Origin of the sequence: Micromonospora sp. NPDC050695 (assembly GCF_040654415.1) — a bacterium.
In the GTDB taxonomy this organism is placed as follows: domain Bacteria; phylum Actinomycetota; class Actinomycetes; order Mycobacteriales; family Micromonosporaceae; genus Micromonospora.
The window spans coordinates 15,739-31,677 of the sequence record NZ_JBFAHZ010000020.1 but is presented as its reverse complement, the minus strand read 5'-3'; the positions used below and the strand labels follow the sequence as shown (position 1 = coordinate 31,677).

The window sequence follows — 15,939 nt, the reverse complement described above, 5'->3', positions numbered from 1 at the left end:
ACTATTTCTCCTTTTCGCCCCGCCACCCTCGGGCGGCCGTCCTCGTTGCAGTGTCCGTAGGAGGGGCCGACCGGTCACGGTCGGTTCCGTGCTGGAGGGGGCGCAGCTGAACCGCATCGCAGCAATGATCATCGCCGCAGGCGGGGGACGACGGATCGGTGGTCCCGAGGCCCTGCTGCACCAGGGCGAGAAGCCCCTGGTCAACCAGATGATCGACACGATGACCGAGGCCGACTGCGAGCAGATCGTGGTCGTGCTGGGCGCCGCCGCCGAGCAGGTCCGGGAGACCGCCGACCTGGGCAAGGCCACCGTTGTGATCAACAAGGCGTGGGGCACCGGGGTCGGCTCGTCGATCCGGGCCGGCCTGGCCGCGATGGACGACGAGGGGATCGAGGCGGTGGTCGTGGTTCCGGTCGACATGCCGGGCCTGACCCCCGCGGCGGTTCGCCGGGTGACCGCGCTGCCGTACCCGGACGTGCTGGTCTGTGCCACCTACGACGGGCTGCGCGGCTACCCGATGCTGTTCGGCCGCCGGCACTGGCCCGGCATCGCCACCCTGGCCAGCGCCGACGTGGGCGCCCGACCGTACCTGCTGGCCCACAAGGACCAGATCGTCGACATCGCCTGCGACTCGGTGGCCGACGGCAGCCGGGTCGACACCCCGGAGCTGATGGCGCTGTACGGCCTGACCGTCCCGCCGCAGCGGGTAGGTGTCTGAGCGGTGCCAACTGGTCGGGGTTGCGGTCTTGCCCATCAGCCACCCGCTGATGATGGCCTGGGCCCTCAAACGTAGGCGGCACTGTCGGCAAGCTGACGGCCTGGCTCCGTGGGATTGCCTCGGCACCCGCCCGGCCGAACTGCCACCATGGCCTCCAGTCCGTCCAGTCCGTCCAGACGGGAGGCGACGTGGCACCACTGCACCGACCGAGCCTGTTGATCGGCGCTGCCTCGGCCGTTGTGGCCCTGGCAGTCGTGCTGCTGCTGGCAACGCCGGGCTTCGCGGTCACCTGGCCCTGGGGTCCGCCGAGCAACAAGGATCCGCAGACCGTGATGGTCAGAGGCTCGGTCTCATGCTCGTCGGTAACGAGCCTCTCGGACGGCTACGGCGGCAGCCCAGCCCTGCTCAAGATGAGCGATGGCAGCGTCTCCAAGACCCTGCACTACCCGTTCAAGTTGCAGCATTCGCGATTCGGATCGATCTACCGCCCGCCCTACTTCACCGGCTACGAATTCATGGCCACGGTCCCGGCGAAGTCCGACAAGACCACGATCAAGTGGAATTTGGAGTGCCGCGATCAAAACGGCAAAGCCGGCTCCAAACACAACGGCGCCTTCAGCGTCGGTCGCAAGGACCTGTCCCGCACCATCTGCTCCTACAGTGGCCTGACCAACCCGTGCAGTGGCACCGAAATCCGCGAAAAGTCGGCCGCCTGCGCCTTCAGCGTCCTGACCGCGGGACTCGACAATGACGCGCTCAGCTTGGCGGTAGTTATGGACGACGCCCAGAATGGCTGGTCCCTGCAGGACTATCTGAACAGCGCGGGTCTGGCTCATCCGCTGGTCGGCCTGATCGTCGGCTGCGCCCCGATCGTCCTGCCCAACGCCAACCCAGCGCCGACCGTCAAGCCGACGGCGGCCGCCCCGCTACCGACGCTGACCGCGCCGCCGCTGAGGCCGCTGCCGACCACCCAGACTCCGAAGCGGCAGACGCCGCCCCAGGCACCCTCGCCGCCCCCGCCCCCGCCACAGGCTCCGGTCCAGGTGGCCCTGACCGTCCACAATCTTGCCACCAGGGGTGCTACCGGCATGGGCGAGGACCCGGTGCCGGCCTACCTGACCACCTACCCGGAAAGGTCGTGCAGCAAGAAGGGCTGCAACATCGGCGGAACCGATCGGCGTACGGGCGACACCTACAAGCCGGCCGTCTGTCAGACCCAGGGCCCACGCACCACCAACGGCAACGACTCCGACCCGGCCGACGACACCAACCCGCAGCTGTACACCTCGACCCGGTACTACGGCGTCCGGTTGGACGGCCGCGTCGGCTACATCTCCGAAGTCTGGATCCAGCCCAGCCAGCGGGGCGGTCTCGGTCTGCCCCAGTGTTGACCTTGGGGCTGGACTGTCCTTGATCGTTGGCAGCTGAGCGACTCGACACGCCGAGCGCCGCACCGCTGAGCTGCCACCGATCGCCGTTTCGATCATGAGTGGCAGGGCGGCTGGGCGCTCCCGCGCCGGCAAGCCTGGTGGACGATCGTCGTTCAGGCTTGCCGGCGCGGAGAGATCGTTAATCTACCGGCTGGTCCAGCTCGCCGGTGGCGGCGAGCCGCTGGTACCAGTGGGCGCTGTCCTTCCAGGTACGGACCTGGGTGTCGTAGTCGACGCGGATGATCCCGAAGCGGCGGTCGTAGCCGTAGCCCCACTCGAAGTTGTCCAGCAGCGACCAGACGAAGTAGCCCCGGACGTCCGCGCCCTGCGCCCGGGCGTCGGCCATCGCGCCGATGTGCCGGCGCAGGTAGTCGATGCGCCGATCGTCGTGGATCCGGCCGTCGGCCGACACCACGTCGTCGAACGCCGCGCCGTTCTCGGTGATCATCATCGGCTGGCTCGGGTACTCGCGGCGCAGGCGCAGCAGCAGCTCGGTCAGCGCCGGCGGGTCGATGTTCCACCCCATCGCCGTGTACGGGCCGGGCTGCGGCAGGAAGTCGACGTGCTCGGCGGCCACCCACGGCGTCGAGGTCGAGGCGCCGTGCCCGTCGGCGTCGGAGCGCGGCGACACCCCGTCCCAGGCCCGGACGAGGGTGCTGGAGTAGTAGTTCACCCCGAGCACGTCCAGCGGCACCGCGATCAGCTTCTCGTCGCCCTCGCGCACGAACGACCAGTCGGTCACCGACGCGGTGTCGGCGAGCAGGTCGGCCGGGTACGCACCGTCCAGCATCGGGCCGAGGAACGCCCGGTTGGCCAGCGCGTCGATCCGGCGGACCGCGTCGGCGTCCGCGGCGGAATCCGAGGCCGGCCGGATGACGTGCAGGTTCAGCGTCACCGACAGCTCGGCGGTCGGGGCCAGCTCGCGGACCACCCGCCCGGCCAGACCGTGCGCGAGGTTGAGGTGGTGCACCGCGGCCAGCGCCGCCGCCGGCTCGGTGCGGCCCGGCGCGTGGACGCCGGAGGCGTACCCCAGGTACGCGGAGCACCACGGCTCGTTCAGGGTGGTCCAGGTGTGCACCCGGTCGCCCAGCGCGCCGACGATGCCGGCCGCGTACTCCTGGAAGCGCAGCGCGGTCTCCCGCGACGCCCAACCGCCGGCGTCCTCCAGCTCCTGCGGCAGGTCCCAGTGGTACATGGTCGCCACCGGGCGGACCCCGCGCTCCAACAGCCCGTCCACCAGCCGCGAGTAGAAGTCGATGCCGGCCTGGTTGAACCGGCCCGACCCACCCGGCTGCACCCGGGGCCAGGAGATGGAGAACCGGTACGCGCCCAGACCCAGCTCGGCGATGTGATCCAGGTCCTGCTGCCACCGGTGGTAGTGGTCGGCGGCCACGTCGCCGGTGTCGCCGTTCAGCGTCCGCCCGGGTGTGTGGCTGTAGGTGTCCCAGATGGACGGGCCACGGCCGTCCTCGGTGGCAGCGCCCTCGATCTGGTACGAGGCGGTCGCCGACCCCCAGAGAAAACTCTCCGGGAAGTGGTGTTGCGTCATCGTTCTGTCCCCTGGATCTCGCAGATGTATCCCGTCGAGGCGCCGGCGACCAGTTCGGCGCTGGCCGTGGCACCGTCGTAGCGCACCTCGAACTCGGCGCCCGGACCGTGCCCGGGAGACGGTACCCGCACCCGGGTCCGCTGCCCCGGCGCCGGTGCGTAGAGCCGCAGCCGCACGTCGTCGGCCCACTCGTAGTCCGGTCGATCGGTGCGGGAGCCGAACGGGATGACCGCGCCGGGGCGGGCCAGCACCGGCAGGCTGTCGTACCCGTGCTTCTCGGTCACCCACGCCGGCCCGGTGAGCTGCGCGCCGGTGACCAGGTGCGTCCAGGTGCCGGCGGGTACGTAGAAGGTGACCTCACCGTCGGCGCTGAGCACCGGGGCGACCAGCACGTCCGAGCCGAGCATGTACTGCCGGTCCAGGTGCGCGGTGGCCGGGTCGTCCGGGAACTCCAGGACCATCGGGCGCATCATCGGCGTACCGTCGCGGTGCGCCTCCTGCGCGGCGGCCGCGAGGTACGGCATCAGGCTGAGCTTGAGCTGGGTGAAGTGCCGCAGCACGTCGACGGCCTCGTCGTCGTACGCCCACGGCACCCGGTACGAGCCGGAGCCGTGCAGCCGCGAGTGCGAGGAGAGCAGCCCGAACGCGACCCACCGCTTGAACACCGCCGGGTCGGGCGTGCCCTCGAAGCCGCCGATGTCATGGCTCCAGTAGCCGAAGCCGGACGCGGCCAGGGACAGCCCGCCCCGCAGCGACTCGGCCATCGCCACGAACGTCGACTCGCAGTCGCCGCCCCAGTGCACCGGGAACTGCTGCCCACCGGTGGTGGCCGAGCGGGCGAACAGCACGGCCTCACCCTCCCCACGTTCGGTCTCCAACAGCTCGAAGACCGCCTTGTTGTAGAGGTAGGAGTAGTAGTTGTGCATCCGCTGCGGGTCCGAGCCGTCGTGCCACACCACGTCGGTCGGGATGCGCTCGCCGAAGTCGGTCTTGAAGCAGTCGACGCCCATGTCCAGCAGCGCCTTGAGCTTGCCGGTGAACCAGCGGACCGCGTCCGGGTTGGTGAAGTCGACGAGCGCCATGCCGGCCTGCCACTTGTCCCACTGCCAGACCGAGCCGTCCGGGTTGCGCACCAGATAGCCGGCCGCGCGGCCCTCCTCGAACAGGTAGGAGCGCTGCGCGATGTACGGGTTGATCCAGACGCACACCTTCAGGTCGCGCTCGTGCAGCCGGCGCAGCATCCCCTCCGGGTCTGCGAAGGTCTCCGGATCCCACACGAAGTCGACCCAGTGGAACTGGCGCATCCAGAAGCAGTCGAAGTGGAACACCGACAACGGCAACCCACGCTCGGCCATCCCGTCGACGAACTCGGTCACCGTCTTCTCGTCGTACGAGGTGGTGAACGACGTGGACAGCCACAGCCCGTACGACCAGGCGGGCACGCGTGCGGGCCGGCCGGTCAGCGCGGTGTAGCGGCGCAGCACGTCCTTCGGGGTGGGCCCGTCGATGACGTAGTAGGTGAGGGTCTGGCCCTCGACGCTGAACTGGGTCTGGGTGACGACCTCGGAGCCGACCTCGAACGACACGTGCTCCGGGTGGTCGACGAACACCCCGTAACCGGCGCTGCTGAGATAGAACGGCACGTTCTTGTACGCCTGCTCGCTGGCGGTGCCACCGTCGGCGTTCCAGATGTCGACGGTCTGGCCGTTCTTGACGAACGGGCCGAAGCGCTCGCCCAGCCCGTACACCGTCTCACCGACGCCCAGCGCGAGCCGTTCGTGGACGTGCCGGCGGCCCTCGGCGTCGGTGACGACGCCGATGCTGCGTCCCGTGGACGCGGTGACCAGCCGGTCGCCGTGCAGGAACTCGACCCGCCAGCCGTCGACGAGCGCGACGCGGGCGGTCAGGTCGCCGGTGGTCAGCGACGCGCTGAGGCCGGTGACGTCCACGGTGACCGGGTGCGCGTCGTCGGTGTTCAGCCCGAAGTGCGGCTCCCGGGGGAGCCCGCCGGTGTGGTGGGCGATGGTGACCCCGACGACGCCGGCGGCGGGCGTGAAGAACCGGACGGTCACCACGGGCCGGTTGAGGGTGTCGCCGCGTCCGGTGATCTGACCGGTCGGCGCGAAGACGGTGAACCCGCGGTCGTCCGGCTCGACCGACTCGACGGTGCCGGGGCGCAGGACACTGACACCGGGGCGCAGTTGCCAGTACCCGTCGGTGAACTTCACTTCTCGGCTCCTGCCGTGATGCCGCGCGCGAGGGTGCGCTGGAAGATGAGGAAGAAGAGGATGGCCGGCACCAGGCTGATCAACGCGCCCGCGTTGGTGGTCGGGGCGTCCATCAGCCGGTCGCCCTGCAACGACGCGAGCGCGACCGGGATGGTCTGCGTCTGGTTGTCGATGAGCATGACCAGCGGGATGAGGAACTCGTTCCACGTCCAGATGAAGAAGAAGATGAGCAGCACCGCGAGGGTGGGCCGCAGGTTGGGAAAGACCACCCGCCACAGCACCGTCCACTTGCCGGCGCCGTCGAGCGCGGCGGCCTCCAGCAGCGAGCGCGGGAACGTCCCCAGGACCGAGGCCAGCAGGTAGGTGCCGAACGCGCTCTGGATCACGGTGAAGATGATGATCACCGAGAGTCGGGTGTTGTAGAGGCCGATCTCCTTCGCCACGTAGTACAGCGGGTAGATCAGCGCCTCCTGCGGCAGCATGTTGGCCAGCAGGAACAGCCCGACGATCCACAGCCGGCCACGGACCCGACCGATGCCCAGGGCGTACGCGTTGAGCAGCGCGACGACGACGCCGAGCACCGCCACGGACCCGGCGATGAGCGCCGAGTTCCACAGCTTCAGCGGGAAGTTCACCTCGGTCCAGTACGTCCGCAGGCCCTTGGTGTAGAACTCGGTCGGCCAGCTCAGCGGCCCGCCCGACGAGTAGTCACCGGGCGATTTGAACGCGTTGAGCAGCATGAACGCGAACGGCACCAGCATGACGAGCGCGCCGAGGGTGACCAGGGTGAGCACCACCCAGCGGCTCGCGCCACGGTGGTGCCGGTCGCGTACCGGCCGACCGGCCGGCGCGGGGGCTTCGGTGATCATGACGGCCATCTCAGAACCCCCGGTCCCGACGCTCGCTGCGGGCCTGCATCCAGATGAAGACACCGGCGACCACCACGATGATCACCGTGAGCACGGTGGAGATCGCGGAGCCGTAGCCGACCTGGAGCTTCTTGAAGAACGTGTAGTACGCGAAGTACGACGGCACGTTGGTGGCGTTCTCCGGGCCGCCCCGGGTCAGGGCGAAGATCGGCCCGAACACCTTCAACGCGGCGATGGTGCAGGTCAGGGCCACCACGAAGGTCTCCGGCCGGATCTGCGGCAGGGTGATCGCCCGGAACCGGTGCAACCAGTTCGCGCCGTCGACCTCGGCGGCCTCGTACAACTCGGGGTCGACCCGCTGCAGCGCCGCCATGAAGACGACCACGGGGTAGCCGATCTGCACCCAGATCATCACCGCCATCACGGCCGGCAGCGCGGTGTCCGGGTCGCCGAGCCAGTCGTGGCGCAGCGCACCGAGGCCGACCGCGTCGAGCAGGCCGTTGAACGCGCCGTCGGGGCGCAGGATCCAGCCCCAGACGATGCCGGCCACCACGACGGGCAGCACCTGCGGGAGATAGAACGCGGCCCGCAGCGCGGCGGCCGTGCGGGGCTTGAACCGGCGGCCGATGACGTCGAAGAGCACCGCGGCGAGCAGCAGCCCGAGCAGGGTGGGCAGCACGACCATCGCGATGATCATCGCGACGGTGTTGCGGAACGACGCCCAGAACACGTCGTCGTGCAGCAGCTGCTGGTAGTTGTCCAGGCCCGCCCAGGTCGGGTCGCCGACGCCGGACCACTTGGTCAACGACAGGTAGCCGGTGCCGACCAGCGGTGCGCCGATGACCAGGATGAACAGCACCGCTCCGGGGAGCAGGTAGAGCCAGTACGCCGCGTTGCGGCCGCGAGGTCCGCGGCTGGGCGGGGGCGGGGTCGCCGCCGGCTGTGTGGGGGCGACGGTCTCGGAGACTGCCATGGAAGATCCTTCCCAGCGGGGCGGGCGGGCGCGCCGGTCGTGCCGGTCACGCCCGCCGCTCACCGTGTCACTTGCCGGTGATCTCCTTGACGCCATCGGCGTACGGCTTGGCGATCGTGTCGAGCACCTGGTCCGGGGACTTGGACCCGTTGATCAGGCCCTGGAAGCCGCCGACCAGTACGTCGTAGAAGCCGGGCACCGGCCAGTCCGGGTAGAACGCCAGGCCGTCGGACTTGCTGACCGTGTTGAAGTCCTCGATCAGCTTGCGGTCCTTCGGGTCGCTGATCTTCGCGGGGTCACCGGCCACCGGGACGCCACCGTTGTTGCCGATCAGGTCCTGGATCTCCGGACGCAGGGTGATGTCGATGAAGTCGTACGCCAGGCTCTTGGCCTTGCTGTTCGTCGGGACCACCCAGAGGTTGCCGGAGGAGCCGGCCTGCAGGGTGTTGCCCGGGAAGAGGAAGGTGTCCCAGTTGGCCTTCATCTCGGCCTTGAAGCGGCCGTACCACCAGCTGCCCGAGACGATCATCGGGGTCTTGCCGGCGATGAACGCGGTGCCCATGTCCTCGGCCTTGAGGCTCGCCGAGTCCTTGGCGACGTAGCCCTTGCGGACCCACTCGGCGAAGGTGTCCGCGCCGTACTTCAGCGGGTCGGCCTTGAAGTCGACCGGGTTCTTGTAGAGCTGGTAGTTGTCCACGAACTGCCGGTCGGCCTTCGAGAGGGCCAGCTGGTAGAACAGCTGCCCGGCCGGGTACTCGGCACCGGCCATGCCCAGCGGGGTGACGCCCTTGCCGACGAAGGTGTCCATCGCGGCAGTCATCTCGGCCATGCTGGTCGGGACCTTGACGCCGTTGCGCTGGAACAGGTCCTTGTTGTAGTAGACCGTCACGTACTCGCCGTAGTTGGGCACGCCGAACCAGTTGCCCGTACCCATCACGCCCTTGTCGCTGTACCGGGCGGTGGTCTGCAGGCTGGGGCTGAGCTTGCCGGCCCAGCCGCGCTTGTCGGCCTCGGCGCTCAGGTCGGTGAGCAGGCCCTGGGAGGACAGCAGGCCGGCCGTCGCGTTGCCCTTGTTGTACTCCATGATGTCCGGACCCTCGGACGAATTGATGATCATGCCAGCGTTCTGCTGGATCTGCTCGAACGCCTTGCGCTCGAAGCGCACCTCGACGCCCGGGTGCTCGGACTTGAAGATCTCGATCGCCCGGTTCCAGCCGACCCCCATGGCGCTGTTCTCGCTCTCGTAGTGCCAGAGCTTGAGGGTCTTGGCGTCGCTGTTGTCCCCGTTGTCACCACCGCCGCAGGCGGCCACGGTGGTCGTCGCGGTCGCCGCCAGGGCGATCGCGGCGACGATCCGGTGGAATCGCTGCATTGCTATCCTCCTCGTTGAGTATCTAGCGGTACTTCACTGGGCCCGTCGTCGCGTTGCAGCGCGGCGGCGGGCTGTTTTTACTGGTCAGCCCCCATCGGTTGGCGGCTTCGCGGCGCGGCCGTCGATCCGCGGATCTCCAGCGCGCACGGCAGCAACTGCTGATGACGCCCTCCGGCGGGGCCGTCCAGATGGCGCAGCAGCGCCTCGATCGCGATCCGGCCGAGCGCCGATCCGGGTGACGTCATCGCGGTCAGCGCCGGGGTGGCCAGCTCGGCGACCTGCGGCGAGGTGACCATCGAGACGACCGAGACGTCGTCGGGCACCGACAGCCCCCGCCCGGTCAGCTCGCCGAGGATGCCGAAGATCGCGGTCTCGTTCATGGCCAGCACGGCGGTCAGCTCCGGCGCCTGCGCGAACGCCGCGGCCAGGGCGGCCCGCCCGCCGGCGGCGCTGTCCTCGGCCGCGATCATCACGGGCTCCAGGCCGTGCCCGGTCATCGCCGAGACGAAAGCGTCCCGGGTACGCAGCGCCGGGCCGTAGCCGCTGGCCAGCGTGGCGGCGGAGTGGTTGACGTACACGATCCGCCGGTGCCCCAGGCCGACCAGGTGCGCGACGGCCTCCCGTACGGTCTGCTCGAAGTCGATGTCGACGTAGGAGAGCGCGCTGGTGTCGCCGGTGCGGCCGATCAGGACCAGCGGTACGCCAGCCTCCTGGAGCACCGTGACCCGCTCGTCGGCGAGCTGCACCTCCATCAGCACGACACCGTCGAGCATCCGCTGGGTGGCCAGCCGCCGCAGGTCGTCGAGATCCCCACCGCCGACCGGCGAGAGCACCAGGTGGTAGCCGGCGGTGCTGGCCGCCGCGGCGGCGCCGGTGACGAAGGCGGTTTCGGTCGCACCCAGGCCGCGCTCGTCCATCGGCATCAGCAGGCCCAGGATCCGGCTGCGCCGGCTGGCCAGGCCGCGGGCCATCGCGTTGGGCTGGTAGTCGAGCTCCGCCATGGCGGCGAGCACCTTGTCCCGGGTGGCCTGGGAGATCGGGCGGGTGCCGGTGAGCACGTACGACACGGTGCTGACCGAGACCCGGGCGAGGCGCGCGACGTCGTGCATGGTGGCCACCGCGCACCTCCTCCGGCCAGGCGTGGGACCGCTCCCGAATCTTCGTCGAAGCGGTTCGACGAAGCGGTTCGACAGGACGCTAGGCCACCTGTTACGGCGACGTCAATAGCCGATGTCGAAAAGAATTCACCGCCGTGCGCGTGGCCCTCCCGCGCCGTGCGCGTGGCCCTCCCACCCCCAAGATCGCGCTCGATCCTGGATGTAGTCCCCTCGGGCCGCTGGGGAGGCCACTACTTCGAGGATCGAGCGCGATCTTGGGGGCGGGAGGCGGGAGACGTCGCGCGGGGGACGGGGCGGCGCGCGGGTGGCGAGTCGCGGTTGCGGTGACCCTGGGGGGAGGGGGTGGGGTCAGGAGAGGTCGAACAGGGCGGCGGCGCTGTTCCAGCAGACCGCCCGCAGCCAGTCGTCGCCGAGGTCCAGCCGGGCCAGGCCGGTCAGCTGGTCGGCGTACGGGTAGGGGATGTTCGGGAAGTCGCTGCCCAGCAGCACCTTGCCGGCGAGCCCCAACTCGCGCAACCGGGGCAGCTCGTCACCGGGGAATGGAACGAACCGGTCGAAGAAGGGCGTGAACGCCATGGTGGTGTCCAACCGGACCCGCTCGTACGTCTCCGCAAGGTCCAGGAAGGCCCGGTAGTCCGGGGCGCCGAGGTGTGCCACCACCGCCGTCGGCCGAGGATGGCGGGCGAGCAGGGCGGCGAACGGGTCCGGCCCGGTGTGCGCGGTCCCCACCGGGGCGTGCCCGGCGTGCACGACCACCGGCACCCCCGCGTCGGCCAGCGTCCCCCAGACGGCATCCAGCATCGGATTCGTCGGTGCGAAGCCGCCCACCTGCAGGTGCACCTTGAACAGCCGGGCGCCCCCGGCGAGCGCCGCCTCGACGTAGCGCGGGGCGTCCCGCTCGGGAAAGAACGTGGCCGAGGCCAGGCAGCCCGGGGTGGCGCGGGCGAACTCCAGCGTCCAGCGGTTGAGCTCCGCCGCCATGCCCGGCCGGTGCGCGTACGCCAACGCGCTGAATGCCCGCACCCCGAGCCGGCGCAGGTGCGCGACCCGGTCGGCGTCGCTCCACCGGTAGCGGATCGGCCAGTCGGTGCCGACCAGGGGCCCCGCCGCGTCGAAGTACGCCCACACCCGCCGCAGCAGTCGCGGCGGAAGGAAGTGCACGTGTACGTCGGCGAGCCCCGGCAGCCCCAGTGCGCGCCAGAAATCCGGCACCCGCTCGTCGGCCTGCGGAGGTGACGGCGCGGCCGGGTCGGTCATATCTCGATGTTGAACCGTTGCAGCACCGACGGTGCGATCAGGCCCGCCGTGGCGAGGACCGCCACGACCGTCAGCACTGCCCGCAGCACGACCACCTCGGCCTTGCTGCCGGTACGCAGGGCGATGCCGTTCGGCAGGCCGATCATCGTCCACATCCGTCGCTTGATCGGGACGGGCCAGAGAATCGGCACGCCGGCTCTCGTGATCATGTCGCCGAGGATGTGCACGAAGCAGCCCACGCCGACGGCGGTGCCGATCAGCGGATAGCCGCGCCCACCCGGCAGGTTGGCGAAGGTGAACCAGGCCGCGCCCGCCGACGCGAGGGTGATGATCACCCAACCGGCCCGTTCGGCCCACTCGTCGAACAGGCCGCGCATCGCCAGGCCGAACATGAAGAACAGGATGGTGATCACCGCCCACTTGCCGTACGCGGCGCAGAGCGCGGTGGTGCCCCACCCGACCAGCACGGTGAACGGAAGCGTGTGGGTCAGCGTCCGGTGGCCGTTGTTGCGGCGCGGATCCTTGCTGAGTTTCGTGGCGTAGTAGACCCCGAGGGAGATCTTCTCCATCACCTCGGCGGCGAACAGCGAGAAGACGCCGAACGTGCGGGCCACCGTCGCCCCACCCTGGTTCTTGGTCACCTTGCCCGACATGTCGAGGTCCGGAAAGAGCGCACCACCCGCGCACACCGCGGTGCCCACCGCCAACGCGAGCGGCGACTGGTGGTAGTCGGCGAACTGGTCCAACGCCCAGGACCCGGCCAGCCATACCGCCGCGCCGGACAGCGCGTGCGACGGTCCCATCATCTCGGCTCACCCTCCCCAGGGATCTTGAGCGCCCAAAACTACGCCACTGTAGTCAGCGTCGGCGCCGCAGGGGCATCACCCGGTCGGTCCACAACGGATGGTGTCAGAGAGCGGGGGTGAAGCTCTGCCGGATCATCGGCAAGTATGCCGCGTTGACCTGCCAGTCGAACTCTTTTGTCAACCACGAGACGGTGTACGAACGCCCGGCCGACGTGTTGGCCAGCAGGCGGAAGCTGTGCACCTGGTCGCCGGCGGCGTTCTCCCACCGGCACTCCCACGCCGCCCCGCCGTCGAAGATGTCCATCGCGGAGATGTCGAACCGGTGATAGCCCGGCAACGCGTCGCTGGCGGTGAGCCGAGCCTCCTCGGCCTTCCAGTGCGCCACCGGGTCGGGGCGCGACGGCCCCGCCTCGACACTGAGCACCCGTGCCCCACCGACCTCGCGGAAGCAGGTCACCGCACCCTCGGTCCAGCGCGCCCAGCCCACCGGCACGGCGATCCGGAACCCGGCCGGGTCGTCGTGCCACGTCCAACCGTCGAGCAGCCCGTACCGCCCGTCGGCCGGCGGCGACGAGGGCGGCACCGGGGTTGCCGTCGCGGGCGGAGGCGTCGAGCAGGCGAACGCGGCCGGGCGGGTGGTGGCCGCGCCGCCGCCGGTGCCGGACGGCGGTGTCCGGTCGGTGTCGCGGGCCACCAGCGCCCACGTGAAGCTGCCGGCGATGACGAGTGCGACGGCCGCGCCGGCCAGGCCGATCACCATGCCCCGCCGGCCGGAGTGACGGCTGGGTGGCGCCGGCGGACCGCCGAGCGGGTCGACCGGTGTGTGCGCCAGGGCCCGGCCGGCGCTGCGTACCGCCGCCACCGCCGAGGACCGGGCCGGGCCGGTGGGTTCGTCCGGGGTCGCCGCAGCGCCGCGCAGCAGCGCCTCCGCCTCGGCGGCGGTCAACCGTCGCCAGGGATCGCGCTGCAGCAGGCCGGTGAGCACCGGGCGCAGCGGCCCGGCGCGGCGCATCGGGTCCGGTGGTTCGGTGGCCAACGCGCTGAGCGTCGCCATCGCGTTCGACCGGGCGTACGGCGACTGGCCCTCGACGCTCGCGTAGAGCGTCGCGCCCAACGACCACAGGTCGGTACGCGGGTCCGACACCCCTTCGCGCGCTCGTTCCGGGGCGACGAACTGCGGCGAGCCGAGCACCGTGCCCGGCCCGGTCATCGCCCCGTCGCCGCCGTCGAAGGTGGCCAGCCCGAAGTCGGTGAGCACCACCCGCCCGTCGTCGGCGACCAGCACGTTGTGCGGTTTCACATCGCGGTGCAGCACGCCGGCGCTGTGCGCGGCCCGCAACGCGGCCAGCACCGCCAGCCCGATCCGGGCGGTGCGCTGCGGGCTCAGCGGGCCCTCCGCGCTGATGATCTGCTGCACCGACCGGGACGGCACGTACTCCATCACGATCCAGGGGCTGTCCCGGTCGTGCACCACGTCGTAGATGCGGACCACGTTCGGGTGGTTGAGTCGAGCGGCGGTGCGTGCCTCGCGCAGCGTCCGCAGCCGCAGCTCCTCGCGCTCGGCCTCGGCCAGCCAGGACGGCAGCACGACCTCCTTCACCGCGACATCGCGGTGCAGCATCTCGTCGCGTGCCAGCCACACCCGGCCCATTCCGCCGGTGCCGACCAGGTCGCGCAGCCGGTACCGACCCGCGATCAGCAACTGCTGCACGGTCGCTCCCCCTCGGTCACCCCGAGTTACACGATAGCCACCGAAGGCGGGTTTCTCATCCGCTGAGCGGCCTCGATCCACGCCGGACGGTGGTCCGGATCATGGCCATACGGTGCAGGTCAGGGGGGTGGTCGGAAACTGTTTCGGACTGCCCGCCAGTCTGTGTCGGCCCGGTTCCAGTCCCTGTCGTCGGTGATCCAGCCCAGCGTCCAGCGGCCGGCCCCGACGACCTGTTGCCGGGCGTGCAGCCACGGGCCGTTCGGGGCCTCCCAGCGGCACTCCCACTCCGCGCCACCGTCGCTGGCGGCGAGCCGGATCTCGTCGTACCCCGGCAGTGCTCCGGCGGCGGCCGCAGCGTCGCGGGCCGCGCGTAGCCGGACCAGCGGGTCGGCGCTGTCGCCCCGGGCGACGCTGAAGGCCCGGCCGGTCGTCGGGTCCTGGAAGCAGGCCACCGCGCCGTCCTGGGAGTAGTGCCAGGTCGCCGGGACGGAGACCCGGAAGCCGGTGGTGTCGGCGTGCCAGACCCAGCCGGGCGGCGGCCGGAACGCCTCGCCCGGGAGCGGTGCGCCGGCCAGCACCGGCGCGCCGACGACATCCGGACGGACACACGCGAACGGCGGCGGCGGGACGTCGCGTCCACCCGGGGGTGGGCCGGGCCGGTTGGGGCCGCGACCGGGGCCGCCCGGCCCGTCCGGGGGACGGTTCGGCGGCGCGGCGGTGGGCCACCCGGCGGTGTCGCTGGGCTCGTCACCGGTGACGGCCAACGCGGTACCCACGCCGGCGGCCGCGGCGACCAGCAGAGCGACGGCGATCAGCGCGGCCCGGCGAGCGGTGCGCCGCCTGTCCGGCGGTGTGGTGGAGACCGGGCCGCCCGGGTCTGCGGCGGGTTCGCCGGGCTCGGGTAGCGGGATGGTGGGGTCCTGGTCGACCAGGTCGTCGGCGAGGCCATCGGCTGCGGCGGCGCGGTTGCCGTCCGCCGGACCATCGGGGCCGGACGCCGCGAGCGGGTTGGCGCCACCGGACGCCAAAAGCGGGTTGGCGCCGCCGGACGTCAGCGCTGGATCGGTGCGACCGTCCGCCGCGGCGGTGAGCAGTCGGCGGGCGGCATCGTGGTCGAGACGGTCGTGCGGATCGCGGCGTAACAGCCCGGCGAGCACCGGCGCGAGCGGCCCGGCGTGCGGGGCCGGGTCCCGCGGGCCGGCGGCCAGCGCGCTGAGGGTGGCCATGGCGGTGCTGCGGGCGTACGGGGAGCGGCCCTCGACGGCAGCGTGCAGGGTGGCCCCGAGCGACCACAGGTCGGCCGCCACCGTGGACACCCCTTCGGCGGCCCGCTCCGGCGCGACGTACTGCGGAGAGCCGAGCACCATCCCGGGGCGGGTCATCGCGCCGTCGCCACCGTCGAAGGTGGCCAGCCCGAAGTCGGTGAGCATCACCCGCCCGTCGTGGGCCATGAGCACGTTCTGCGGCTTGATGTCGCGGTGCAGCACCCCGGCCGTGTGCGCGGCGTGCAGCGCGCCGAGCAGCGCCAGCCCGATCCGGGCGGCACGGGTCGGCTCCAGCGGCCCCTCGGCGTCCAGGACGTCCTGCAGGGTGCGCGACGGCACGTACTCCATGACGATCCACGGGCTGCCCTCGACCGGGACGACGTCGTAGAGCCGGACCACCGCGGGGTGGTTGAGCCGGGCCGCGGTGCGCGCCTCCCGCAGGGTGCGCGAGCGCAGTTCGGCACGCTCGTGGTCGGCCAGCCAACCCGGTGGCACGACCTCCTTGACCGCGACCTCGCGGTGCAGCATCTCGTCGCGGGCACGCCACACCCGACCCATGCCCCCGCGACCAACCAGGTCGAGCAGCCGGTACCGACCGGCGATCAGCACCTGCGCACGCTCCTCCTCAGCCGCTGTCCGGGCT

At 71.1% G+C, this 15,939-nt stretch carries 12 protein-coding genes; 2 read left to right on the top strand and 10 right to left on the bottom strand.

The window, feature by feature from the left end:
- Positions 1–124 precede the first annotated feature (124 nt).
- Both AB0H52_RS17460 and AB0H52_RS17455 read left to right on the top strand, forming a co-directional pair.
- Positions 125–718 carry a nucleotidyltransferase family protein gene (locus AB0H52_RS17460; protein WP_151492857.1) on the top strand — a complete coding sequence of 198 codons (594 nt, stop codon included), beginning with the start codon at positions 125–127 and terminating at the stop codon, positions 716–718.
- Positions 719–906: 188 nt separating this feature from the next.
- Positions 907–2,109 (top strand): hypothetical protein, encoded by a 1,203-nt coding sequence (locus AB0H52_RS17455; RefSeq protein WP_357948498.1) that lies wholly within the window; start codon positions 907–909, stop codon positions 2,107–2,109.
- A 178-nt stretch (positions 2,110–2,287) separates the two neighbouring features.
- On the opposite strand, the gene AB0H52_RS17450 is transcribed toward AB0H52_RS17455, so the two are convergent.
- From AB0H52_RS17450 to AB0H52_RS17405, 10 genes are all read right to left on the bottom strand, one after another.
- Positions 2,288–3,697 carry a GH1 family beta-glucosidase gene (locus AB0H52_RS17450; RefSeq protein ID WP_151493069.1) on the bottom strand — a complete coding sequence of 470 codons (1,410 nt, stop codon included), beginning with the start codon at positions 3,695–3,697 and terminating at the stop codon, positions 2,288–2,290.
- On the bottom strand, positions 3,694–5,925 hold the full coding sequence (yicI, locus tag AB0H52_RS17445) for an alpha-xylosidase (protein ID WP_357948495.1): 2,232 nt from the start codon (positions 5,923–5,925) through the stop codon (positions 3,694–3,696). The genes AB0H52_RS17450 and yicI overlap by 4 nt, the downstream gene beginning before the upstream one ends.
- A complete protein-coding gene (locus tag AB0H52_RS17440; RefSeq protein WP_357948492.1) occupies positions 5,922–6,794 on the bottom strand; it encodes a carbohydrate ABC transporter permease in 873 nt (290 codons plus the stop codon). The genes yicI and AB0H52_RS17440 overlap by 4 nt, the downstream gene beginning before the upstream one ends.
- A 10-nt stretch (positions 6,795–6,804) precedes the next feature.
- Positions 6,805–7,767, bottom strand: a complete 963-nt coding sequence (locus tag AB0H52_RS17435) for a sugar ABC transporter permease (RefSeq protein ID WP_357948489.1) — start codon at positions 7,765–7,767, stop codon at positions 6,805–6,807.
- A gap of 67 nt (positions 7,768–7,834) precedes the next feature.
- The gene (locus tag AB0H52_RS17430; protein WP_151493314.1) at positions 7,835–9,139 is read right to left on the bottom strand and encodes an extracellular solute-binding protein; all 1,305 of its coding nucleotides are present in this window, start codon (positions 9,137–9,139) and stop codon (positions 7,835–7,837) included.
- Positions 9,140–9,216: 77 nt separating this feature from the next.
- Entirely contained in the window at positions 9,217–10,248 is a 1,032-nt protein-coding gene (locus tag AB0H52_RS17425) for a LacI family DNA-binding transcriptional regulator (protein ID WP_225854885.1), read from the bottom strand.
- Positions 10,249–10,605: 357 nt separating this feature from the next.
- A complete protein-coding gene (locus AB0H52_RS17420; RefSeq protein ID WP_357948486.1) occupies positions 10,606–11,514 on the bottom strand; it encodes an amidohydrolase family protein in 909 nt (302 codons plus the stop codon).
- Positions 11,511–12,320, bottom strand: coding sequence for a metal-dependent hydrolase (locus AB0H52_RS17415; protein ID WP_151490645.1), 810 nt, complete (start codon positions 12,318–12,320; stop codon positions 11,511–11,513). Before AB0H52_RS17415 ends, AB0H52_RS17420 begins: the two co-directional genes overlap by 4 nt.
- A 103-nt stretch (positions 12,321–12,423) precedes the next feature.
- A complete protein-coding gene (locus AB0H52_RS17410; RefSeq protein WP_151490646.1) occupies positions 12,424–14,031 on the bottom strand; it encodes a serine/threonine-protein kinase in 1,608 nt (535 codons plus the stop codon).
- Between the two features lie 119 nt (positions 14,032–14,150).
- Positions 14,151–15,905, bottom strand: a complete 1,755-nt coding sequence (locus AB0H52_RS17405) for a serine/threonine-protein kinase (protein ID WP_357948482.1) — start codon at positions 15,903–15,905, stop codon at positions 14,151–14,153.
- Positions 15,906–15,939: the final 34 nt, after the last annotated feature.

Bases quoted from the DNA above. Each gene is read 5' to 3' on its own strand.
- AB0H52_RS17460 (WP_151492857.1), top strand. From the start codon at position 125: ATGATCATCGCCGCAGGCGGGGGACGACGGATCGGTGGTCCCGAGGCC.
- AB0H52_RS17450 (WP_151493069.1), bottom strand. From the start codon at position 3,697: ATGACGCAACACCACTTCCCGGAGAGTTTTCTCTGGGGGTCGGCGACC.
- AB0H52_RS17440 (WP_357948492.1), bottom strand. From the start codon at position 6,794: ATGATCACCGAAGCCCCCGCGCCGGCCGGTCGGCCGGTACGCGACCGG.
- AB0H52_RS17435 (WP_357948489.1), bottom strand. From the start codon at position 7,767: ATGGCAGTCTCCGAGACCGTCGCCCCCACACAGCCGGCGGCGACCCCG.
- AB0H52_RS17430 (WP_151493314.1), bottom strand. From the start codon at position 9,139: ATGCAGCGATTCCACCGGATCGTCGCCGCGATCGCCCTGGCGGCGACC.
- AB0H52_RS17425 (WP_225854885.1), bottom strand. From the start codon at position 10,248: ATGCACGACGTCGCGCGCCTCGCCCGGGTCTCGGTCAGCACCGTGTCG.
- AB0H52_RS17420 (WP_357948486.1), bottom strand. From the start codon at position 11,514: ATGACCGACCCGGCCGCGCCGTCACCTCCGCAGGCCGACGAGCGGGTG.
- AB0H52_RS17415 (WP_151490645.1), bottom strand. From the start codon at position 12,320: ATGATGGGACCGTCGCACGCGCTGTCCGGCGCGGCGGTATGGCTGGCC.